The sequence below is a fragment of the Pseudovibrio sp. Ad13 genome (assembly GCF_001623225.1).
In the GTDB taxonomy this organism is placed as follows: domain Bacteria; phylum Pseudomonadota; class Alphaproteobacteria; order Rhizobiales; family Stappiaceae; genus Pseudovibrio.
On record NZ_LMCC01000015.1, the window covers coordinates 239,941 to 263,115 of the forward strand.

The 23,175-nt window shown below is 51.1% G+C and carries 23 protein-coding genes; 10 read left to right on the plus strand and 13 right to left on the minus strand.

Annotated elements, in window-relative coordinates; all coding sequences use genetic code 11:
* Positions 1-42: 42 nt before the first annotated feature.
* From PsAD13_RS18330 to sseA, 4 genes are all read left to right on the plus strand, one after another.
* Complete coding sequence (locus PsAD13_RS18330; protein WP_063305374.1) at positions 43-762, plus strand: SDR family NAD(P)-dependent oxidoreductase; 720 nt, start codon at positions 43-45, stop codon at positions 760-762.
* Positions 763-871: 109 nt separating this feature from the next.
* Positions 872-1,516 carry a LysE family translocator gene (locus PsAD13_RS18335; RefSeq protein WP_063305375.1) on the plus strand — a complete coding sequence of 215 codons (645 nt, stop codon included), beginning with the start codon at positions 872-874 and terminating at the stop codon, positions 1,514-1,516.
* 67 nt (positions 1,517-1,583) lie between these two features.
* Positions 1,584-2,309 carry an alanyl-tRNA editing protein gene (locus PsAD13_RS18340; protein WP_063305376.1) on the plus strand — a complete coding sequence of 242 codons (726 nt, stop codon included), beginning with the start codon at positions 1,584-1,586 and terminating at the stop codon, positions 2,307-2,309.
* A gap of 3 nt (positions 2,310-2,312) precedes the next feature.
* A complete protein-coding gene (gene sseA / locus PsAD13_RS18345) occupies positions 2,313-3,158 on the plus strand; it encodes a 3-mercaptopyruvate sulfurtransferase (RefSeq protein WP_063289161.1) in 846 nt (281 codons plus the stop codon).
* Positions 3,159-3,219: 61 nt separating this feature from the next.
* On the opposite strand, the gene PsAD13_RS18350 is transcribed toward sseA, so the two are convergent.
* Positions 3,220-3,834 (minus strand): NAD(P)H-dependent oxidoreductase, encoded by a 615-nt coding sequence (locus PsAD13_RS18350; protein ID WP_063305377.1) that lies wholly within the window; start codon positions 3,832-3,834, stop codon positions 3,220-3,222.
* A 101-nt stretch (positions 3,835-3,935) separates the two neighbouring features.
* Between PsAD13_RS18350 and PsAD13_RS18355 the strand changes: the two genes are divergently transcribed.
* Positions 3,936-4,523 (plus strand): TetR/AcrR family transcriptional regulator, encoded by a 588-nt coding sequence (locus tag PsAD13_RS18355; RefSeq protein ID WP_057464415.1) that lies wholly within the window; start codon positions 3,936-3,938, stop codon positions 4,521-4,523.
* 6 nt (positions 4,524-4,529) lie between these two features.
* Here PsAD13_RS18355 and PsAD13_RS18360 read toward each other — a convergent pair whose 3' ends face one another.
* The gene (locus tag PsAD13_RS18360) at positions 4,530-5,333 is read right to left on the minus strand and encodes an HD domain-containing protein (RefSeq protein ID WP_063319083.1); all 804 of its coding nucleotides are present in this window, start codon (positions 5,331-5,333) and stop codon (positions 4,530-4,532) included.
* An 87-nt stretch (positions 5,334-5,420) separates the two neighbouring features.
* On the opposite strand from PsAD13_RS18360, the gene PsAD13_RS18365 reads away from it, so the two are divergent.
* Positions 5,421-6,035, plus strand: a complete 615-nt coding sequence (locus PsAD13_RS18365; protein WP_084404769.1) for a TetR/AcrR family transcriptional regulator — start codon at positions 5,421-5,423, stop codon at positions 6,033-6,035.
* 103 nt (positions 6,036-6,138) lie between these two features.
* On the opposite strand, the gene PsAD13_RS18370 is transcribed toward PsAD13_RS18365, so the two are convergent.
* A complete protein-coding gene (locus tag PsAD13_RS18370; protein WP_063292372.1) occupies positions 6,139-7,167 on the minus strand; it encodes a hypothetical protein in 1,029 nt (342 codons plus the stop codon).
* 97 nt (positions 7,168-7,264) lie between these two features.
* Here PsAD13_RS18370 and PsAD13_RS18375 point away from each other — a divergent pair, with 97 nt between their 5' ends.
* Both PsAD13_RS18375 and PsAD13_RS18380 read left to right on the plus strand, forming a co-directional pair.
* Positions 7,265-8,380, plus strand: coding sequence for a serine protease (locus PsAD13_RS18375; RefSeq protein WP_084404770.1), 1,116 nt, complete (start codon positions 7,265-7,267; stop codon positions 8,378-8,380).
* Positions 8,381-8,475: 95 nt separating this feature from the next.
* A complete protein-coding gene (locus PsAD13_RS18380) occupies positions 8,476-9,375 on the plus strand; it encodes a hypothetical protein (protein ID WP_063319084.1) in 900 nt (299 codons plus the stop codon).
* A gap of 50 nt (positions 9,376-9,425) precedes the next feature.
* Here PsAD13_RS18380 and PsAD13_RS18385 read toward each other — a convergent pair whose 3' ends face one another.
* The 9 genes from PsAD13_RS18385 to PsAD13_RS18425 form a co-directional block, all read right to left on the minus strand.
* Complete coding sequence (locus PsAD13_RS18385; RefSeq protein WP_063292371.1) at positions 9,426-10,229, minus strand: hypothetical protein; 804 nt, start codon at positions 10,227-10,229, stop codon at positions 9,426-9,428.
* A gap of 137 nt (positions 10,230-10,366) precedes the next feature.
* Positions 10,367-11,164: an amino acid ABC transporter ATP-binding protein gene (locus PsAD13_RS18390; protein WP_063289166.1), complete on the minus strand. Its 798-nt coding sequence runs from the start codon at positions 11,162-11,164 to the stop codon at positions 10,367-10,369.
* Positions 11,165-11,203: 39 nt separating this feature from the next.
* A complete protein-coding gene (locus PsAD13_RS18395) occupies positions 11,204-12,322 on the minus strand; it encodes an amino acid ABC transporter permease (protein WP_063319085.1) in 1,119 nt (372 codons plus the stop codon).
* A 1-nt stretch (position 12,323) separates the two neighbouring features.
* Positions 12,324-13,526: an ABC transporter permease subunit gene (locus PsAD13_RS18400; protein ID WP_063319086.1), complete on the minus strand. Its 1,203-nt coding sequence runs from the start codon at positions 13,524-13,526 to the stop codon at positions 12,324-12,326.
* A gap of 84 nt (positions 13,527-13,610) precedes the next feature.
* Positions 13,611-14,633 carry an amino acid ABC transporter substrate-binding protein gene (locus PsAD13_RS18405; protein ID WP_063292369.1) on the minus strand — a complete coding sequence of 341 codons (1,023 nt, stop codon included), beginning with the start codon at positions 14,631-14,633 and terminating at the stop codon, positions 13,611-13,613.
* A gap of 579 nt (positions 14,634-15,212) precedes the next feature.
* On the minus strand, positions 15,213-15,530 hold the full coding sequence (locus tag PsAD13_RS18410) for a lipid-A-disaccharide synthase N-terminal domain-containing protein (protein WP_057464408.1): 318 nt from the start codon (positions 15,528-15,530) through the stop codon (positions 15,213-15,215).
* Positions 15,530-16,306 carry a glycosyltransferase family 2 protein gene (locus PsAD13_RS18415; protein WP_084404771.1) on the minus strand — a complete coding sequence of 259 codons (777 nt, stop codon included), beginning with the start codon at positions 16,304-16,306 and terminating at the stop codon, positions 15,530-15,532. Before PsAD13_RS18415 ends, PsAD13_RS18410 begins: the two co-directional genes overlap by 1 nt.
* Before the next feature lie 53 nt (positions 16,307-16,359).
* Positions 16,360-17,424, minus strand: a complete 1,065-nt coding sequence (locus PsAD13_RS18420) for a phosphatase PAP2 family protein (RefSeq protein ID WP_063319087.1) — start codon at positions 17,422-17,424, stop codon at positions 16,360-16,362.
* Complete coding sequence (locus PsAD13_RS18425) at positions 17,424-19,166, minus strand: glycosyltransferase family 39 protein (protein ID WP_208986773.1); 1,743 nt, start codon at positions 19,164-19,166, stop codon at positions 17,424-17,426. The genes PsAD13_RS18420 and PsAD13_RS18425 overlap by 1 nt, the downstream gene beginning before the upstream one ends.
* Positions 19,167-19,743: 577 nt before the next feature.
* Between PsAD13_RS18425 and PsAD13_RS18430 the strand changes: the two genes are divergently transcribed.
* Both PsAD13_RS18430 and PsAD13_RS18435 read left to right on the plus strand, forming a co-directional pair.
* Positions 19,744-20,298: a CAP domain-containing protein gene (locus tag PsAD13_RS18430; protein WP_208986775.1), complete on the plus strand. Its 555-nt coding sequence runs from the start codon at positions 19,744-19,746 to the stop codon at positions 20,296-20,298.
* Positions 20,299-20,516: 218 nt separating this feature from the next.
* The gene (locus tag PsAD13_RS18435; RefSeq protein ID WP_063319088.1) at positions 20,517-22,565 is read left to right on the plus strand and encodes a M3 family metallopeptidase; all 2,049 of its coding nucleotides are present in this window, start codon (positions 20,517-20,519) and stop codon (positions 22,563-22,565) included.
* Between the two features lie 80 nt (positions 22,566-22,645).
* On the opposite strand, the gene PsAD13_RS18440 is transcribed toward PsAD13_RS18435, so the two are convergent.
* The gene (locus PsAD13_RS18440; RefSeq protein WP_057464405.1) at positions 22,646-23,065 is read right to left on the minus strand and encodes a DUF423 domain-containing protein; all 420 of its coding nucleotides are present in this window, start codon (positions 23,063-23,065) and stop codon (positions 22,646-22,648) included.
* Positions 23,066-23,175: the final 110 nt, after the last annotated feature.

The window sequence follows — 23,175 nt, forward strand, 5'->3', positions numbered from 1 at the left end:
GCAGAAGCGATTGCTCGCCCTGAACATTAGAATATTGATTGAATGACCCAAGCACAGAAAAAAGTTGTTTTGATTACCGGAGCAGGCCGCGGATTAGGTCATGCAACAGCAGTTGCGTTTATGGCAGCAGGCTATGAAGTCATAGCAACCGCACGTGACACCTCTGAGAAGCGGGATAAAGCGGGCCTTAATTGGAGACCGCTGGACGTGAAAGATGCCGCAGCCTGCAATGAAATCATCGCCGACGCATTTGCTGAATATGGCCGACTGGATATCTTGATAAACAACGCCTCAGGTTACACCGGCGGCATGCCATTCGATGAGCTATCTGATGATGAGATCATCGCAGAAACAGATATCACACTTAAAGCCCCAATGCTCCTTTCCAAAGCTTTCATGAAACACGGAAAACACCAAGGATTTGGGAAAATCATTTTCATTGGTTCAACGGCAGGCCTCACCAACCGAGGCGCGACCAGTAAGTGGGCAGCCTATTCAGCAACCAAAGCAGCAATACTTCGATTTTCTGAAAGCCTGCAAGGCGATCTCTATGCCTACGGGATGCAAAGCCATGTCATCATCCCAGACAATCTTCGGGAAACAGAAGACATGACAGAACTGTCTCAGGAAGCCGCCACATCATACGAAGCGGTATCTGAAGCACTTTTGTTTCTGGCGCAGCTTAAAGGCAACCTCTCAATTTCTCGCATGGACATACGTCCGGCTATCATTGCAAGCAATGATGTACCCAATAAGCCCTAAACACTTTAGAGCACCCTCCGAAATAGTGAGTACGCTTCAGTAGACTTGCGTTGGGGCACTGAAATACGTTAGGGGCCAACTGAGAATAATAACCCAGAGGGCTTTTCGCATGTATTTTGTGCCTGAACTAAGCGTGATGGCGGGCTTTACCCTTGCTGCCTTCATCCTGTCCATTACACCTGGACCGGACATGACCTTCTTCATGAGCAAAACGCTCACACAGGGCCGAAAAGCCGGACTGGTTGCGATCATCGGCGCAACCAACGGCATCATGATCCATGCGTTTCTGGCAGCGGTTGGCATTTCCGCCCTGCTCGCCGCATCTGAATTTGCCTTCCAGGTCCTCAAAACGGTAGGCGCGCTCTATCTGGTTTACCTGGCTTTCCAGATCCTGCGCAACGGGTCCGCCCTCTCATTGGAAGAAGGCGAAGCATCCCGCGAAACTCCCAGAGCCATTTGGGCAAAGGCTGTCACGATCAACCTGCTCAACCCGAAAGTTGTGTTGTTCTTCGTAACCTTCCTGCCGCAGTTCGTGTCTGCCTCTGATCCATACGCAACCTCAAAACTGTTGTTCCTTGGCTTCTTCTTCATTCTTCTGAATGTGCCAAGCAGTCTCGTAATGGTATTTGGCGCCTCTGCTGTCTCCAAGTTCCTGCGCAGCTCACCGCGGGTGATGCGCATTCTCGACTATTCTTTCGCTGGCATCATGGCAGCGTTCGCTGTGAAGCTGCTCAGCGCACGCACCACCGCTTAAGATCACCAGTTAAAGGTGCGCCAATTCATTTCATGGCGCACCTGTTCAATCCATTTGAGATTATTCCATGACCGAACATTTGTACCGTGAAGATGCTTACTTGCGCAGCAGCGAAGCCGCTGTAAACGAAATCACTCCGGAAGGTGGCATCATTCTGGACCGGACCTGCTTCTACCCCAATGGCGGCGGCCAGCCGGGGGACTGTGGCTCGCTTGAGCTGGAGGATGACACCCGCATTCCAATTGCAACAGCTGTTTATTCCAAAGACCGCAGCCAGATTGTGCATGTGCCAGCTGATGGCACCGAGCTTCCCGCAGGGCTGACCAGCGGCGCAAAGATTACTGCGCACATTGACTGGGAAACCCGCTACAAGCGCATGCGTGTCCACACTGCTTTGCATCTGCTCTCCGTCGTGCTGCCCTTCCCCGTCACCGGTGGCCAGATCAGCGATGGCACAGGCCGTCTGGACTTTGACATTCCAGAAGCTGCACTGGACAAAGAAGAGCTGACAGGCAAGCTACAGGACCTCATTGCAAACGACGATGCCATCACTCAGGAATGGATCACTGACGAGGAGCTGGAAGCAAACCCGGGCCTTGTTAAAACCATGAGTGTAAAACCACCTATGGGCAGCGGACGGTTAAGGCTGATAAGAATTGGGGAAGATGTTGATTTGCAGCCATGCGGTGGAACGCACGTGTCGCAAACCGCACAGATTGGCAAAGCTGTCATCACTAAGATAGAGAAAAAAGGCCGTCAGAACAGACGCGTCCGTATCCAGTTGGAGGACTAAAACATGGCACAGGACCCGATTGTTTCGACAAGCTGGCTCAAAGACCACCTTGATGCTCCTGATGTAGTTATCATTGATGCTTCCTGGTATCTGCCTGCAATGGAGCGCGACGCCAAAAAGGAATACGAGCAAGAGCATATTCCCGGCGCACTGTTCATGGACATTGACGACGTGTCCGACCAAAATTCTCCGCTCCCGCACATGATGCCGGAACCACACGTATTCTCATCCAAAATGCGCAAGATGGGCATTGGCGATGGCCAGACCATCGTTCTCTATGATGGCATGGGCATTTTCTCCGCAGCCCGCGTCTGGTGGATGTTCCGCGCCTTTGGTGTAAAAAGCGTCTTCGTGCTGGACGGCGGCTTGCCTGCCTGGAAGGAAGAAGGCTATCCGGTCTCCGACGAAGTGCCTGCCCGCATGGAACGCCACTTCACAGCCATGCTGAACAACGACATGGTGCGCAACCTCAACGAAGTGCAGGATGCCTTGGAAACCAGCAGCCACCTTGTGCTTGACGCACGCGCACCAGAGCGCTTCAAAGGACTGGCACCGGAACCTCGCGAAGGCGTGCGCGCCGGCCACATGCCAGGTGCTCTGAACCTGCCGTTTGGCTTGCTGCTGAACGATGGCAAGCTGCGCTCTAAGGAAGACCTGCAGAACATCTTTGCGCAAGCTGGCGTCGATGCCACCACTCCGGTAATCACCTCTTGCGGTTCAGGCGTAACAGCTGCTGTCATCACGCTAGCTCTGGAGCAAGTAGGCTTCACTAAGAACGCACTTTATGATGGTTCGTGGACCGAATGGGGCTCAAGTTCAAAGACCGAAGTTATCAGCGAACCAGCCTGAGTTAAACCAGATTCACATTCGCAACAAAGCCCTGCAAGTCATTGACCTGCAGGGCTTTTCTTTACGCCACAGCCAACACGTCCTGCACTGCAAGCGCATCTTGTTTGCCAAGTTCAGCGGTTTCCGCAATCCATGCAGCGCGCTCGTCCTCACCCGCCAGATAGGTTGGCGAGAACATCTTGAAGCTGTGCTCCTCAAACCCGATGAAGTCCAGAATCTGACGTCCCATCACCTTGTCATGCGCACAGTCATAAAGCTCTTCATAATAATGCGCGGCTGTATCACTGGTGATGATCACACGTGCGCTGCGGCCTTTGAACAGTTTGGCAGGCAGCTCTTCCCCTTCCACAATCTGGAAGGCAACACCCGGCAGCAGGGCCCGATCCAGCAGCCCCTTCATAGGCCCCGGCATACCACCCCACCATAGCGGATAGATCGGCGTCCAATGACTGCACCATTTCAGGTTCTCCTGAAATGCAGCCACATCCGGTTCCAGCGCCTGATCTCCTTTGAAATCACCTGAGAACAGCGCACTCTCAAAGCTCATAGTGCTCAGGTTCATCACACGAACCTCCGCCCCCGATTGACGTGCAGCTTTAGCGTATGTTTCAGCCAGCGCATGCCCAAGACGGTCCTCTCCGAGATGACCGCTAAACACAAAAATTCTGTTTGTCATGGAAACTCCATTTATTTGACTGCGGTCAATTTATTTTCAAAATATGACTGGAGTCAATTTATTTTTTTGACCATAGTCATATTATTCAGATTGAGGGAACCATGCTTCAGGGCAAACAAAAACGAGCACAGGAAACCCGCCAGCGCATTTTGGTGGCGGCAACGAGCCTGTTCAATGAAGGCAATTTCAATGCGGTCAGCACAGAGAGCATTGCCGAGCAAGCCAACGTTTCCAAAGGCACGCTCTTCGCCCACTTCGGCGACAAGCTGGGACTGTTTGCTGAGATCGGCCTGAAGGAGCTGAAAGCCTGCGTGGACAGCCTTCACAAGGCAGCAGAAAGCAGCCCTCTCAATGGGCGGGATGTATTGAATCAATCTCTCATGGGAATTCTGGAATACTTTGAAAAACAACCAGAATTCCTGCGCATCTTCATCGACGTTGCTGGTTGGGAAAAAGGCACCAGAGCGGAAAACTTCATCAATGTCGCAATCAGCATTGATGCGCTCTTTCAAGCAAGTGTTGAGAAGGGCCAGCAGGACAAATCTATTCGAGCAATTGATCCAAAACTCGGCGCAGTCTCCGTCCGCGCTTTCATGATCCACGTCGCAATTGGCCGTGTCTGCGGCGAATACAAAGACACGCAACAGCAGCACACCGAAGTTCAAAAGCTGCTCTCACTGGTGCTTTAGGCGGCACTATACGCCGTAGATATCAAACGCAGTCTTCGGTGCTTTGCCACCTGTCAGCTTGGTCAACACATAAGGCCGCGTGCCTTTCAGGTGGCGTGCTGTTTCAAACTCCAACGCTTCAATCACCCCATCACGCGGATGCTTCTGCATGATTTCATCCACGCTGGACTTGGCAAGACGGCGATGCCCTGCCCCAAACAGATCACACATCGCCCCTCGGTTCACCAGATACGCCTCACCCCCATGCGCTCGCGCTGAGACATAGGCATTCAGATGCAGTGCAATCGCGTCGCCAACCCTATGCACCGTATCAGCACCATGCCCACAGCTGGAGAGATGATTGCACGCCACTTCAGCCCCGGAGATCGCAAAGCAACACTCATGCACTTGAGTCTCACGATCATTGATCAACCCACTGTCGTGCAAGATCGCCGCTGAGAACAAGAGCTCCCGATCAATCGGCACACCTGCATACTCCCCCAGCAGCACGCCAAACAGATAGGTCCGCCAGCTGTGATGCAGCAATCTCGCATCATGCGTCTCAACAGCAAAATCAAGGCTATCGCGCACCAATCCCGTCTCAGCAGGCAGCAGCGCTTCCAGCCCAGAAGAAACCGGCGCTAGCAAGCCCAACCGATCTTTCACGCTGTCACCCAGCTCAATCAACTGCGTGCGCACCAGATTGCCAACCAGTGTGAGATGTTCCAGAGGCGTCAGCCGCCCCTTGCTGTACGCCCCGTCCCGATTGCCCCAATTCAGGCTACCCATCATGCGCTCAGAGGCTCTGCAATCCTTTGCTGTCACAGACATAACTCGCTCTTCCAAAAACAAAAATAATTATGTACCGTATCGCATCAATATTTAGAGCTCAATATTTTTATGCAAAGCAGTACATAAATGAGTCCATCACGCCCACGCGGACGCCCGCGCCTTTTTGACAAAGACGAAGCGCTGACCACAATTCAGCGGATTTTCTGGAAAAACGGTTACTCAGCAACCAGTCTGGATCAGATCTCCGCAGAGACCAAAATCAACCGCCCAAGCCTTTACGCCACCTTCGGCTCAAAGAAGGACATCTACATCAAGTGCCTGGAGCACTTTGCCGAAATGATGGGCAAACGCACCGAAGCAGCCATCCTGTCCGAGACAGAGATATCACGCGGGCTGGAAAAAGTTTTCATGCAGGCCATGGAGATCTACCGGCCCAAAGCAAAGAGTGACGGCGGCCCAATGGGCTGCTTCGTCACCTGCACAGCCCCGTCTGAAGCAGGTGCAGATGAAGAGATCAAAGAAGTCCTTAAAATGGTCCTCGACCGGATCGACCAGACTATGCGCGAAACCGTTGAGGCGGCGATCAAAGACCGGAAAATCCAGCCAAAACAAACTGCTGAAATCACCGGCCACCTGCTCGGTTGCCTGCTGAACGGCCTCTCCCTTCGCGCCCGATCCGGCACCTCGCGAGACGAACTGGAACGCACGGCAAAGGCAGGCATCGAGCAAATTCTTGCATGACATCTGCATGCAAACAAAGCAAATCACGTCGCCCATCGGCAAATAGAAAGTGCACCGGCTTTCAACACCGGTGCACTTACAGTCACTCACTCACCCAACCAAATCAGGTCATGGCACCTTGCACCACGAGGGCCTGATCAATAGCAGCCTTAAACCGGCTCGCTACCTTCGCAAATCCATCAGACGTGCCGTGGATTTCATCCACCCAATCCGTCAGGTTTGGCATGGCCCCCCGGCAGTCAACCACAATGACATTGTCATCGCTCGCCGCCAGACCATCAAGCATAGCATAGAGCTCATCCAGCATTGCGCTGATGATCTTACGTCCAAGCACGCTCGGAATATTGCGGTCTGACAGTGGTTCACCCAGCCACTCATCCTGAGCCGCATGCAGTGGATCACGCGTATCTCCCTCCCATCTGAATGGGAACACGTAATCGTATCCATGCACGAAGACAGGCATCTCCTGCAGCTCGGCAACACCGCGAATATCGCTGATCACCCGCTCATAAGCCCCCTTGAGGAAAGCAAGTTTCTCATCAAACACCACACGGTCGATGTGCCCTTCCACATCAGTAATATCGCCGTTAAAGTCTCTCAAAACGTCAAAGAGCACTGCAACACCGGTATCCGGATCTTCGCCGATCACGTCATTCCCGGCAGCCGAGAACAGGAACCCGGACACCTGATCCTTGTATTCAAGCAGCGCGGAGAGATACTCACGCCGCCGCGCCCGGTTCGCACCATACACCATGTTCTGCGCCGTATCCCCGGCAGCGTCTAACGAGTAAATGTTGAAGTGTGCGCTGAGATGATCAATGACGTCATCAATCAGGATCGGAAACTGGAACCAGCTGTCTCCCTCAGAAATCAGCATTGGCCGCTCTGGATGATCCCTGAGCGCATCTTTGAACCGCCAATACCGCCGGATACGAGATGCCCAATTGCCGATCTGAAGAGCATTCTCAAACTCCTGATCAGCCTCAGTCATCTGCACCATGTCAGGCTTTATCTTGAACTGTATGTCAAATGCACCTGAATGCTCAACCACATCACAGTATTTTAGAAGTTGTTCCTCTGGGACACTTGGGTCCCGAGCAATTTTCAAAAACTCATCATATGTAATTTTCATAGTATTCCCCCTCCTAGATTTACAGATAAACTTTACACAAGAGGTGAGTTTATGATTAAGCTTGCCATATGCAGATAACAATTTAAAGGTACTTTTCATGACCCTTAAATTACAAAACTTAAACAATGTATTACTTGAAAAAGCGACTCATAGATTACAAAGCCGTCTGGGGGATTTAAACAAAACACGCAGTGCAATTCTTGCAGGTACACAAGCGGAAACAGATAGCCGGGAACGCTTGAATCTCTATCAGAAACGGCAGGCCACACTCGCCTTATCAGAAGGCTGCGCCATCTCTGCGCAGCCCTCAATCTTTGAGGAAGACGTGCAGGATCTCTCAAGACTGGGCAAGGAAGCTTTGATCGGCACGCGCAACGACCTCCTCCCAATCGAGTTCTTTGAATACGGCCTTTATGCCGCGCGCTCAGTTGGCAGAATTGAGCATGTTGAAGGGCTTAGGTTCGGCACCGGCTTTCTGGTTGGGCACGGTCTCATCATGACGAACCACCATGTTTTGCCCAATGAGCACGAAGCACGCCAGCACTTTTTCGAGCTCGGCGCAGAAGCTAACCGCATCGGCAATCAGACGCCCTCGAAAATCTGCTCCATCGAACCAGACCGCTTTTTCTGGGCCAACGAAGAACTGGACATAGCCATCGCGGCCGTCGTGGACGAAGACCCGAGCTTCATTCCACTGGACCATTATGGCTGGCACGCCCTCATCCGTCAGCAAGGCAAAATCAAGAAGGGAGATCCGATTAATATCATTCAGCATCCCCTTGGACGCAACAAAGCCGTGGTCGTCCATAACAACCACCTTCTTCATATTGAAAATGGAACTGATGCACACATGTTTTGCTGGTATTCCGGCGATACGCAAAAAGGAAGCTCCGGTTCCCCTGTCTTTAACAGTCGCTGGGAGGTCGTCGCCGTACACCACATGGCAATCCCGCAAACCAACACACAAGGTGACATTCTGGGCAAGAACGGCCAACCCATCAGCCGGGCAACCGCACGCAGACACCCGGACCAGATCGCCTACGCAGCCAACGAGGGCATCCGCACCTCTCGTATCGTAGATGCACTGGAAACCGCTCAATTCACCAAAGCCCACCACACCGACATCCGCGACTTCCTCCTAAAATCATGGAGCAGCCCCGGCGCCCACCGCAGAGGCCTGCGCGCCGCAGTAAGAAGCGCACAGGCTTTGTAAGTGCATCCTTGTTGGCATCTTGAGTGCTCTCAAATCATGGCCTACGATATTACAGCAGTATCGAACTGCGCCCCCACCAATGACTTGGAATGATAATGGCTTATCCAAACCTTGCACGTGCACGAGACTACATTTTCTCCAATGCGAGGCTTCTCGACAGGCATCTCTTTTCATTTCACTTTGAGGCAGCACCAGCAAAACCGATAGAGCAGGCATTAGAAGCCTACCAGCATGACAATGGCCTTTATGGCTATGGTTTGGAGCCAGACAAGCGCGCATCTGACCCGCAACCCATTGATCAGGCTATTGCGATGGAGCTCTTAGATACTATTAGGGCAGATCCCAGCAAGTTTCTATCGATATGCGACGCACTCCCGAAACTCACAAATCCGGATGGCGGCTTGCCGTTTTCGCACCCAACTGTTGAAGCTGCCCCACATGCACCTTGGTGGGCGTGCAAAGAGCCTCAACCCAGTTCAATCAATCCGACAGCTGTGATTCTTTCCTACCTTTGGAGGAATGGCATCTCTCATGAATGGATGAAACATGCAGAAGAATTCTGCTGGAACGAATTGAATAAACTCGATGCAACACGCCCTCACTCCATCCAAAATGCCCTAGCTTTTCTTGCAGCTCATCCAGATACTCAACGGACAGAACATCCTTTGCGAGAAATTCGGGAGTTAGTGAGACAAGCCACCTGCTTCGATCCTCATGCCGAGGACTATGTTTTTTCACCATTGCGGTTTGCCACAAGCCCGAACAGCCCAGCAGCCTCATTCTTCACAGAGGATGAGCTTCAGCTTCATCTGGAAACCCTCGTCAATCAACAGCAAGATGACGGCGGCTGGCCAATCAACTGGCCAGCAATATCAGAGGGTGTTTTATCTGAATGCCGTGGGATCGTGACACTAAGAAACCTGAAGCTGCTGAGAGACTACGGTCGGCTTGAAGTCCCTGCAGAGAAGACGCAGGTACGCCAACTCGAACATTAAGAGACTGGGACACCCAGACCTCTCATTAGCTAAACTCTCAGCACACCACGTTAAGCTCCCAACCGTATCCAGATGCCTGGAAACTCGTAGGAGTTCGGGCCGATCTGTGTCGCTGGCTTTGCGGAAGAGCTGGTCTGCGGTTTGAAGTTACCGGTGGTCGCGATCTCCAGAACATCACCTGTCGCAGGATCATAAATCATGGCCTTATCCGTATCCGTCAGATGACGCGTACCAGCAACCCAATGCATCGTATTGGTGCCCGCATACTGCACCAGAATAAGGTTCACCTGATTGGTCTGGAACGGAATACTGGTCACGTTGGACAGGCTCACAGTCTTGCCGAGCTTGTTCTGAATCAGGTCTTCCTCACGATTGAAGAGATAACCACCAGCCGCATTCAGAACTTTGAAGTTGTTGAACAAGCCTTTGCCGAATGCAGTGTAATAAGTAATGTTCTTTGCCAGACCCGGGGCAAGAGTTTTCGCAACAGCAACCATACCCGAAGGGCTGTTCTCCAAATCAACTGTTCCATCATTTTCTTTATAAAGTGCAGTTGGACCGGGCGAAGCTGTAAGATCAAGTTCCAGATTTCCTGAAACTTTGTAAGTCTGCGTCGTCACCACCTCAGCAATCTGCAAGCGATGATAGATCAAGTGACTCAGTCGCCATAAATTGATGCGCCCTGGATCGGTTGTGACATCATAACCTTTGGTGAGATCGGCTGCGTTGAGCGTATCGACATCAGTCGCTTTGGGCATGAAGCCCAGTTGAGCAAGAGCTGCGTTCACACAGTAAGCACCACAGGATTTAGGGGAATGTTGGACGATACCTTCGTAGAGGTCAAATTCTGCCATTTTTACTTTTCCTTGTTGAGAGCCATTGCTCTGCAAGGAAAGACGTGGCGGCAGGCAAACTGTGAAAACGGCAGACAGCAGACAAGAAAAAAGCCCCGCTGAAACAGCGAGGCTTTGAATTGGGAACTCTTTCCAGATCAGTGATTGAGGATCTGGGAGAGGAACAGCTGAGTACGTTCATGCTGCGGATTGGTGAAGAACGGCTCAGGCTCATTCTGCTCAACAATCTGCCCCTGATCCATAAAGATCACGCGGTTTGCCACTTTACGGGCAAAGCCCATTTCGTGGGTCACGCAGAGCATGGTCATACCCTCTTCCGCCAGACCGATCATCACGTCCAGCACTTCCTTGATCATCTCAGGGTCAAGCGCGGATGTCGGCTCATCAAACAGCATAACCTTCGGGTTCATGCACAGCGAACGGGCAATCGCCACACGCTGCTGCTGACCACCGGAAAGCTGACCTGGGTACTTGTTGGCCTGCTCAGGGATCTTCACGCGCTCAAGGTAATGCATCGCAACTTCTTCAGCCTGCTTCTTAGGCATCTTGCGAACCCAGATTGGAGCCAGCGTACAGTTCTCCAAAATGGTCAGATGCGGAAACAGGTTGAAGTGCTGGAAGCACATACCGACTTCACGGCGGATCTCATCAATCTTCTTGAGGTCAGAGGTCAGCTCAATACCGTCGACAACGATCTGGCCCTTCTGATGCTCTTCAAGGCGGTTGATACAGCGGATCATCGTGGACTTACCAGAACCCGATGGACCACAGATAACGATACGCTCGCCGCGCATAACCTTCAGGTTAATGTCGCGCAGAACATGAAAGTCACCATACCATTTATTCATGCCGTTGATTTCGATAGCCACATCGGTATCCGAAATCTGCATTTTTGAGCGGTCCGCCTGAACATCAGCGAGATTTGCGTCACTCATTTTTATTTCTCCGAGTTTCTCTTGGCTTGCGCCAGGCGACTAGCGATGGCCGGTATGCAGTTTGCGTTCCAAATACATCGAATATCGGGACATTGCAAAGCAGAAGATAAAGAACATGAACGCGATAAACGCATAAAGTTCCACAAAAATACCATTCCAACGTTGGTCAGCGAGCGTTGGCGCAACCAATCCGAGAGGATCCATAAGGCCAATAATCAAAACCAGTGTGGTGTCTTTGAACAAGCCAATAAAGGTGTTCACGATACCTGGGATGGAAATCTTGAGCGCTTGCGGCAGAATAATCAGACGCATGCTCTGCCAATAACTCAAGCCCAATGCATCCGCAGCTTCATACTGCCCCTTTGGCAACGCAGCCAAACCACCACGGATAACCTCAGCCATATAAGCACTGGCAAAGAAGGTCACCATAATGACAACACGCAGCACGATGTCGAAGTTCACACCCTTTGGCAGGAAGTAGTTGAGCAGAACGTGCGCAACAAACAACAAGGTGATCAACGGCACGCCGCGAATGAACTCGATGAAGATAATCGCCAGAGACTTCACAATAGGCAGATTGGAACTGCGAGACAGCGCAAGAACGATACCGATCGGAAGCGAGAACGAGATACCGGAGACACCGATAATCATGGTCAGCAGCAAACCGCCCAGCTTGGTGGAGGAAACCGGCTCAAGACCAAAACCACCCCAAATCAGCCAAAACGCCACAAATGGGTATGCCATTGAAGCCATCAACGCAGTGCCGCGCTTAGGCATACCATCCCAAAGGGCTGGCACAAGGGCTAGGAACAGCAGTACGAAAGCCAAAATAGGGCGCCAGTACAGCTCAGTTGGGTAAAAACCAAACAGGAACTGGTGATAACGCTCACGAATAACGGCCCAACAAGCACCATTTTCTGTCAGTGCCCGGCATTCATCCAGAGAGTTCGCATTCCAGACAGAGTCCACGAACGCCCAGTTGACCACACCCGGCACTGTTGAATACACCGCAAAGATAGAAAGCAGCGTCAAAATAGTGTTGAGCGGAGACGAGAACAGATTTTCACGAACCCAGCCGATTGCACCAGTTGTACCCTGGGGAGGTGGCAACTGAGGCTTTTCAGAGGTCGAGACAAAGGCGAAATTATTTTCACTCATGTTAGCGCCCCTTCAGCTTTACGGATTCATTGTAAAAGTTCATGACTGCTGAAATAGACAGCGAGATCAACAAATATGTTGCCATCAGAAGCAACATGCACTCCATCTCACGGCCCGTCTGGTTCAGTGTAATACCGCCCAGTGTGCCGGCCAGATCCGAATACCCTACTGCAATCGCCAAGGATGAGTTTTTAGTGATGTTCAGGTAATTGGAGATCATTGGCGGAATAATGATGCGCAAAGACTGCGGCAGAACCACAAGGCTCATGGTCCGTTTTGGACGAAGGCCAAGAGCATAAGCAGCTTCTGTCTGTCCCTTACTGATCGCCATGATACCAGCACGAACAATCTCCGCAACAAACGCAGCAGAGTAGATGGAAAGCGCAAACCAAAGAGCAACTAGCGGAGCACCAACTTTGACACCACCGTTCAGGTTAAAGCGACCGGCAACAGGATAATCAAGACCAATCGGCATACCAGACGCAAAGTAAGTCAAAACGGTTGGGACAATCAAAATCCCAAGCGTGATGTAGCCCACGGGCAGAATTTGACCGGTCGCTTCTTGACGCTGACGCGCCCAACGACGGAATACAAAAATGCCACCGATGGAAGCGAGCAAAACTGCAACAACAATCTGGTAGCCACCATCGAAAGTCAGTCCAGGAATATAGAAACCACGGTTCGTTGCATAAACCGCCCCTTCAATAACTGGTGCTTTAACAGCCTGCTTGGGGGTTGGAAACACATGAATGAAGACAGCGTACCATGCCAGAATTTGCAGCAGCAGCGGTACGTTACGAACGCCTTCAATGTATACCGCCATCAAGCGGGAGACGACCCAGTTATTGGAGAGACGCAGAACACCGACGAAAACGCCAATGATTGTCGCAGTCAAACACGCTAGAAAGGAAACTAGCAGCGTGTTGAGCACACCCACAAGGGCTGCTTTCCAGTGCGCCGAAGCAGCACTATATTCCACTAGAGCTGGGATAATAGGATATCCCGATGGCTCAGATAGGAATCCAAAATTGAAATCTTTGCCAAGTGCTTCGAGGTTCTCGACAGCATTGCTGATGAGCATCATCACAACTGACAGAGTAGCAACAAGCGCGATAATCTGGATCGTATAAGATCTGTATCGAGCATCTCGCCACAGTTGCGAAAACTGGAAGCTATTATCGGCTGGTACGGTTGAAGTGCTCATAAGTAGCCCGCCTTATTTATTATGCTTAGAAAAAAGGGCGCTGTCATCTTGCAACAGCGCCCCTTTTGTCAGATCTCAATCAGATCAACGGAATGGAGGTGCGTACTGCAGACCACCTTCGGTCCATGTCGCATTCAAACCACGAGCCAGATTAACTTTGGTCTGTGTGCCCAGGTGACGCTCGAACATTTCGCCGTAGTTACCAACGGATTTGATAGCTACGAGAGCGAAGTCGTTACCCAGACCAAGGGATGCACCCATTTCACCGGAAGCACCGAGCAGACGCTTAACTTCTGGATCTTTGGTGTTAGCGGCCATGTCGTCTGCATTTGCAGCGGTGATGCCTTTTTCTTCCGCAATCTTCATTGCATTCAGAACCCAACGGCCAATGTCTGCCCACTGATCGTCGCCATGACGGACGAGCGGACCCAGAGGCTCTTTGGAGATGATTTCAGGAAGAACGATATGGTCGTCTGCGTTCTCGAATGTTGCACGGGAAGCAGCCAGACCGGAAGCATCAGTGGTGTACACGTCACAAGCGTCTGCAAGGTAGTTTGCACGACCTTCAGTGTTTGTCTCAATGGACAACGGCTCGTAAGACATGCCTTCAGCTGAGAAGTAGTCAGACAGGTTCAGCTCTGTTGTTGTACCAGTCTGGATACAAACGGTTGCACCATCCAGCTCTTTAGCAGAAGCAACGCCAAGAGACTTCTTCACCATGAAGCCCTGACCATCGTAGTAGCTCACACCAAGGAAGGTGAACTTCAGGTCTGCATCACGGGAGAACGTCCATGTGGTGTTACGGGACAGGATGTCCACTTCACCGGAAGCCAGCGCAGTAAAGCGGGTCTTACCAGTGGTTGGTGAGAAATCAACTGCATCCGGATCACCAAGAACAGCAGCAGCTACTGCACGGCAATAATCAACGTCAAAGCCCTGCCATTTGCCGTTTTCGTCGGTGTAAGAAAAGCCTGCAAGACCAGTGGAAACCGCGCAGCGCAGCTTACCGCGCTCTTTCACGTCTTCGAGAGTGCCGGCAGATGCTGCAGACAGAGCAGTCGCTGCGAACGCTGCACCCAGCGCAACTGGAAGGATCATTTTTTTCATAGAATTGGAGCCTCTTTTTCTTGTCCAATTTTAAAATTCATCACCGGAAGTAGCAGGCTGTTCTCCTCCTCTAAGAAAAACACCCAAGACAGACATGTCAGCGCATGTCCTTAAAGCCCCCCTATTGGCTTCAACCACTCCTCGCTAAGCATTCGATGATATTTCTCTAAAAACGTCAAGAGGTTTTTATTAATAAGTTAGTCTACGAGGTGCTATTCATCAACCACTGCAAAGTTTCTATGCAATTTATATCTCAGCTGCACGCGCTTTAACCATTAATCAAAATTGCAAAATATAGTTCTTTATACACCAGCAAACAAATTAATCCAAACAATACTGAAATAGAGAGGAAATATTACTTAGACTACAAGCGCAACGAAAAAACTAACCTTAAAAACTGACCGCATAATCTGAGCAATTTTCTTCAAAAATACGTATTTCACACTAACCTTTACAATCCCACTGCACAAATAATACGCAATTTTACGAAAATCTCACAAGGAAGTCTATCTTCCCTATGGGCAAATAGCGTTCAGCTATACTGGTGTATTCAGAGTGCATTTATTGCGGATAAATCGCCTAGAAATTCGGGTCCTTGCGTTTTTCCTTGTAGATAAGCCATAGATTTCGGAAATAAATGATCAATCCGAGGCCCTGTCCCGCAATAAAAACCGGATCCTTCTTGACGATAGCGTAAGTCAAAAGGAGCGATCCGCCCCCTATTGAGAAGAACCAAAAAGCCACCGGGACAATCGATCGCCCCACCCGCTCAGAGGCAATCCATTGGATCATAAAGCGCATCATGAACATGAATTGTGCAACAAATCCCCAAAGAACCCAAAAATCCCATTGAGCGACGAAAACATCATAAAGCCAGTCATACAAACCCGAGAACATCAATGGTCCTCCTTAGCAGGAGACACATCCGAATCTGTCACCATCACCACCTCGGGAATGACTTTTCGACGTCGGCGCAACCACCACACACCAAACAGATCAAGAATCCCAACAAGCGCCCGGTCAAAGATCCCATATTTGGAGACACCGTGCTCGCGCTCACGGTCGACCACATCCACATGAACCACCTCGTATCCTTCACGGATAACAAGGGCCGGTAAAAACCGGTGCCAGCTGTCAAAATACGGCAGTCTCAGAAACACATCACGACGCAACAACTTGAGACCGCATCCACTGTCTCGCGTATTGTCTTTCAGGATTGCGCCACGCAACTTGTTAGCCGCTTTGGAAGCGTAACATTTGAAGAGGCTGGCTTTTCGCCCCAGTCGCTGCCCGGCAGCAAGACCAACACGCGCGCCCCCCTTCTCCATCGCCTCAAGCATTTCACGATAATAGATCGGATTATTTTGCCCATCGCCGTCAATCGTGGCGATATATGTGCCCCGAGCGTGCAATAAGCCCGTTCGTACAGAACAACTCTGCCCACCAGATCGCTTATGGTGGATCAGCTGCAAAAAGCTGTGCTCCAACGCATAGCGGCGCAAAACCTCAAGACTATCGTCAGTAGAGCCATCATCAACCACAATGGCTTCAAACCTGTAGTCCTTCAAAGCTTCCGCAATTTCATCCAGCAATGGAGGAAGATTATCTCTCTCATTCTTGGCGGGGATAACGACGCTAACGTCAATCTCATTCACACCGGCATTCTTGGTCATTCCAGTTACCCCTACCCTGAGACGGAACTCCGCTCAGGCTAAGGACAACGACCTCAATCAGCCCGGAGTGTCTCCGATTGTTTTTGTACGGGAGAAAAACTGTCAGATCGCGCCGCTCGCCAGGACCTCAAACATAAAGCCGCAGAGATACTGCTCATGATCGGTTGCACACCGCCTTTATCATCAAATGAAAACCCGATCCGCCGACGAGCCATCCAACGAGCACAGCAATAAGAAAATGCTCCACCTATGATAATGCCAGCGACAACATCACTGGGATAATGAGCTCCCACAATCACTCTGCTGGCAGCAATCCAAAGCCCCACAACCGCAAGCAGCCACCGAAGTCTGGGAGCAATCAATGCCAAAGCAACGATCAGAGCACCAGCCGTTGTCGAATGCCCGCTTGGAAGGCTCGAAAGCTTTGCCTCCCACGCGAAGAAGTCGAAATACATTGGCCCCATTTCATCAAAAAGGGTTGGTCGGGCACGCCCGATATTCCATTTCAGAGCAATGGCCAGCAGCCCACTAACAGCGACAACAAAGAACAGATAACTCCCGTATATCGTCAGATACGACACTGCCATCTTTCTACGAAACGGGAGGCGCTGCCAGCCGCCAAAAATCATTGCTAGAATCCATAGTCCCGTTGGGAACAGGATCCAGTCAGACTTGCCGACATCTGTAATGACCTCGAAAATATCATGATAGGCAACGGGCAGTTTCCGAGCCCAAATCGGGCTACTGTGGTCCAGAAAGACCATCGCCAGACCGCACAGCCCAATCAACAATGCCGCTACATTCTGCGGCTTTATAACTGATGGAAGATCAGGAACAGCAACAGAGCTCCGTGCTTTCCGGTTTTTCAGAATTGCAGAGGTTTGCCCAAGATGCCGTCTCGCATTATTGCCAGCAACACGTAAGGTCTCAATCAGACGCTCACCAATTGATGGAGTGGAACCTTCTTCCCGCGGAGCATCTTCCTTGTAGCTTTGCTCATAAGATGCAGCACTTATGGCGTCCTTTTTGAAAGGCTGCGCTTCGCGTGATTTATTTTGTTTTTGATCCACGTCCTGAACTGGACGCTCTAAGGTATCTATGGAGCCGTCATCAATCATCACGTCGCCCCACCCGCAGAAAAAATGTGTATCAGCAATGCTTTACCGCCATTAATATTCAAGCCAGATACAGTTGATACTTCCGAAGTCTTCATCCCCAACCGAAGAGCTTCCGCATCAAACCGATCCAGCTGCCGTCCTTCCACCAGCACGACTCTGCAGGTCCCCTTAGGCACTCCGGCTTTCTGGCTTCCGTCTGCCAGAAAACGCGCTGCAGCTTCTGCGCCAAGTAATTTTGTTTGCGTGCCCTGCAAAAATACGAAGCTAGGCTCATAAAAACCTGCTGTTGCAACGTCTTTCCGCTCACATCCCGGGAGCTGCTCAACAACTTCCACGAGACGGCTGGAAATCCAGATGGTCGACAATGCCGGACCAGAAAATGCCCAGAAGCCGACAAACATCAGCAAAGCGGAAGCCCCCACCGTCGGCAATGCGCCAACAAGCTCCCCGCCAATCAGTTTACGAGTGGCTGATAACGCTGCGATGACCGCCAACCCACACAGCACAACACCGGGGGGAGACGGCCACAGATCAAGCAGCAAAGGTCCAACAACAACAACAATCAAAATGCCCAGAGGCATCAGCAGGAATAAAAACGCCGAGGCATATCGCCAATAAACGCCGGCCTGTTTTGCTCTGTCAGTCGTCAATACACCTGCTGCCAAAAGCGCCAGTACTGGCATCATCGGCAGTGTGTAGTGAGGCAGTTTCGTTGAAACCAATTCAAATATGACCCACGACGGGATCAGCCAACACAACAAGAATCTATAACAATATTTATTCAATTCTTGCCCAATTCCCTTAAAAGCCACAAGGAGAAAAGAGGGGATTGGCCAGAAAATAACGAAACTGATTAACAGGTGCGTGAGTGGTGGAGCACCGTGAGCCTCTCGCCCGGTTCCCACTTTCCCCCAAAGGTCACCGCCCAGCGCATCCCGGAAGAACACACCCTTTGTTTCAATGTAAATGGCAATAAGCCATGGGGAGACCAATGCAAGAAACAGCAGAAAACCGGCGATTGGAGCGAGTCCTCTCAACCACGAGATCCGTCTTTCCCAAAGAACCAACGTCAGGATGGTTAGGCCGCATACCATAAGAATGATCGGCCCCTTGATAAGAGTGCCCAGCGCCAACCCAACCCAAAAGAGCACGGCAGGAGACCAAAGCGCTTTGCTTTGTTGCGCCATCCACACTCGAACCAACGCCCCTTGAGACAACATCACACATGCCAGAAGCGCCGCATCCGTTTTAGCCAAATGTGCTTCAACATTTAAAATGAGAGCTAATGCAACAAGCAGCGCACCTAAAAAGGCCTCCTGCTCCCGAAAAAATGCTCGCCCAGTCCAGTACGTCAGCAACACAGCTGCAATTGCGCCAATCACAGAAGGGAGACGATAGACCCAAATGGGCGCATGCTCTCCATATCCCAACAGTTTGGCAGCACCCACATGTGCCCAGTAAATTCCGATCGGTTTTTTGTTTCGTGCCAGCTCTTGATAGTGAATGGAAACGTAGTTGCCTGTCTCCATCATCTGTTTGGAAGCCTGAGCAAATCTCGGTTCATCACGATCAAGCGGGGGAACGGACGTCAACCCCGGCAGGTACAAGCACAGACACAAAAGCAAAAGAATGATCGGGGCCAGCCAGTCGCGCGCCACCAGACGAAGCCAAATAGCCTGTTGATCAGACTTCTCAACCTCATCCTCACTCAGAGACATTGCAAGATTCATTTGCGCAGACATAATCGCCTTGAGGCCCTCCACACTCCCAAAAAACATGGTCCGAGAGACTGCCGCCCCCTGAGAACAATACGCAGCCGATCATCTGGAACACATTCCCCAAAACTCCCCACTCAAATGCACGGTGGGCCTAAATTCATAAGCAGCACCGTCGCCTGGAAAGCTGAAGAGCACCTGAGTTGCCCCTTCCAATTGTGTCTTCAGCTTTTGACACTCTGTGAGGTTTCTAAAACTCATGGCTTGTCTTCACTCTTCTTTGAGATCACCTGAAAATCCGAAGGACAGAAGTATGAGGGAAATGTATTTTTGTCAACTTTATTGACAATAATTACTTTTAAAGTATAAAATTCATTATGTTATAATTAAGCAATCAACTCTATATCGCTCTATACGGGTATTCACATGACTGCTCGCTGCTCCGCACGACCAGCAATCGAAGAGCCAAAGCCGCTCCTTTTAAGGACAATCAAAATAAAGAAACAGCTTGGGAATTACGTGGATTACTCGCGAGCAGTACAGTTTCGGCCAAATTTCATGCCTAAGATGAAATGAACTAATCGGGCATTTCGGGATTACACACGTGCGTTTGGAATTAAGGGCAACTGCTGCCTTGCTGCTGGCAGGAACACTTGCTGGCTGCGCTGGCTTGGGCATAGAGACATCAAAGAATGTTGAGCTGTCTCAGATCGCAATCAACAAGAATGAAGCATTGCGCCAGACCAATGCGTGGCGTGCGACGCATTCCCTGCTGCCAATCAAGCTGGACCCGCACCTCAGCGAAGTCTCGCAGGATATGGCCGATCACATCGCCCGCCTGGATTCGCTCAAAACCAGACGTCATTCGTCCTCCAGCCTCATCAGTCGCACCCAGACTGAAGGATATAAATCCTTTGCAGGCGCAGAAAATCTGGGCGCAGGCTACGCGAACATTTCGGCTGCAATGACGGGTTGGAAAACCTCTCCCGATCACAACAAAAACCTGCTCAACAAAAACGTCACCCATATGGGTATCGCCCGCACCAACCGAGCAGACGGCACCTACCGGAATTTCTGGGTCATGACTCTCGCTGCCCCTCAAAAGCCAGTGACAGCAACAGGTTTCACCACAGTCTCACTGCCCTTCCCGGTCCAGTAACTTCCCTTGCGTCGAGAATTGATTAGGGGAATTTTCACTCCGCTTCCTTTACGCAGTTGCAAATAGCACCCATATTCACATCTCCAGCGCGCATTCCCATGATGAGGCATTGCCTCCTTGAGGGAATACGCGTCCATCAATTGATTGAAAGCAGTCTGGCTCTCCCTTTAAGCAGACCTGAGCTCAGTCTGAATTTTTAATTTCATCGGAGACTTAATATGAGCGAGACCGCAAAGGTTCTTCTGCAAGATTGGAAAACCCCGTTCGGACTTCCACCGTTTGCACAGATCAAGCCGGAAGACTTCGAGGGTGCATTTGAAGAGGCCTTTAAGGCAGGCGAAAACAACATCACTCGCATTGCTCAAAATCCTGAAGAACCAACCTTTAAAAACACCATTGCAGCATTGGAACTGGCCGAAGATGCTCTTGAGCAGGTTGCAAGCGTGTTCTTCAACCTTTCCTCGGCAGATACCAACGAGACCTTGCAGCAAGTCGAGCGCAATGTTTCACCAAAACTGGCGGCGTACAGCACTAAAAAGTACCTGAACCCTGCTCTCTTCAAACGCATTGAAACGCTGATGGCGAAGAAGGACACGCTGGACCTGACATCTGAACAGGACCGTGTGTTGGAGCGTTACTACGCCATCTTCCATCGCGCTGGTGCTGGTCTGGACGCCAATGGCAAAACCCGTATCGCGGAAATCAACGAGCGTCTTGCAACTCTGGGCACCAGCTTTGCGCAGAACGTTCTGGCTGATGAGGCCTCCTACAAACTCGTTTTGGAAAACGAAAGCGATCTGGAAGGCTTGCCGGAGTTCCTTGTAAAAGCCGCAAGTGCAGCAGCTGAGGAACGTGGTGAACCGGGCAAATACGCCATTACCCTCTCCCGCTCCTCCATTGAACCGTTCCTGCAGTTCTCCAAACGTCGCGACCTGCGTGAAGAAGCCTTCAATGCCTGGGCAAGCCGTGGTGACAATCCGGGAGAAACCAACAACTCAGTAATCGTCCGCGAGACTGTGCAGCTGCGCAATGAGAAAGCCAAACTCCTCGGCTTCGAAAACTTTGCAGCATTCAAGCTGGATGATGTCATGGCAAAAAAAACAGGCGCAGTGGATGATCTGCTCTCTAATGTCTGGGGACCAGCCAAGGCACGTGCACTGGAAGAAGCCGCTGACCTCCAGGATATGGCGCAATCTGAGGGCGACAACATTGAGATCGCCCCGTGGGACTGGCGTTACTATTCAGAGAAGGTCCGCAGCGCCAAGCATGATCTGGATGAAGCTGAGATCAAGCCGTATTTCCAGCTGGATCAGATGATCGAAGCGGCCTTTTACACCGCAACCCGTTTGTTTGGCCTCTCCTTCAAAGAACTGAAGGGACAAGACGTCTACCATCCGGATGTGCGTGTTTTTGAAGTCTTTGACAAAAACGGCGACCATCTCGGTATCTTCATCGGCGACTACTTCGCCCGCGCTTCAAAGCGTTCCGGTGCATGGATGAGCGCCTTCCGCTCACAACAGAAGCTGAAGGGTGATGTCCGCCCTATCATCGTCAACGTGATGAATTTCTCAAAAGCACCAGAGGGTGAGCCAACCCTGCTGACCTTTGATGATGCCCGCACCCTGTTCCACGAATTTGGTCACGGCCTCCATGGCCTCATGTCCAACGTGACACACCCACTTGTTTCCGGCACCAGCGTGGCACGGGACTTTGTGGAGCTACCATCCCAGCTCTTTGAACATTGGCTGGATCAGCCGGAAATCTTGAAAAAGTATGCCCGCCACTACCAGAGCAGCGAAGTCATTCCCGAAGAGCTTCTGGAGCGTCTGCTAGCAGCCGCCAACTTCAACCAAGGCTTTGCAACGGTTGAGTATCTCGCAACTGCTCTGGTCGATATGGCGATCCATAAAGAAGATAAGCTCGACGATCTCGATCCGGCTCAGATGGAAAAGAAGATCCTCAACGGTATCGGTATGCCGAAAGAGATCATCATGCGTCACCGCATTCCGCACCTCTTGCACGCCTTTGCAGGAGACGGATATTCTGCAGGTTACTACAGCTATCTCTGGTCAGAAGTGATGGATGCTGACGCATTTGAAGCTTTTGAAGAAACGGGCGATGCATTTGACGCTGACACAGCAGCCAAACTGGAAAAGTTCATCTACGCAGCAGGCGGATCTCAGGATCCGGCAAAAGCATATATGGATTTCCGCGGTAAACTTCCATCCATTGAGCCGCTTCTCAAAGGTCGCGGGCTGGTCAACTAAACATCAGACACCCAAGACAGATAGCAAAAAGGGCGGACCATGCAGTTCGCCCTTTATCATGAGAACTCAAAGGAAGAAGGCTAGCCTCTCATCATCCGGTTGAGACCACTTAAGAATACAAACAGCCAGCCCAGGATCATCAGCATGCCACCCGTCGGGGCAGCAAAGTCAAAGAGCTTCTCACCAACGAACAATCGTTGAGCCAGATCACCACAGAACAAACCAACACCGGCAAACAGCAAGAGCATGGCAAATGCAATGCCTTTGGAGCCCGTAATCCCGTGCGCAACGCCCAGCCCGACAAAAGCGGCGGCATGCATCATCGTGATTTGAGAGATAATACCCAGATACTGGTTATCGACCGCGTGCGAACTGGCCGCCGAAGTCAAAATGGCAATGACACCGCAAAACCCGCCAAGCGCCAATCCAAGACCAAGGCCCTGACCAAGTCTGATCCGTGGCTGGTCAACAGGCACCGCTTCACTTGCACTATCCGGCATGGCTGCTCCTTAAATCCCTATTCCAAATAACATACTGCGTGAAACACAGACACGCATCAACTGCATATAGGATAGCCAGCAAAAATTACAAAACCCTCAGCAACGCACCA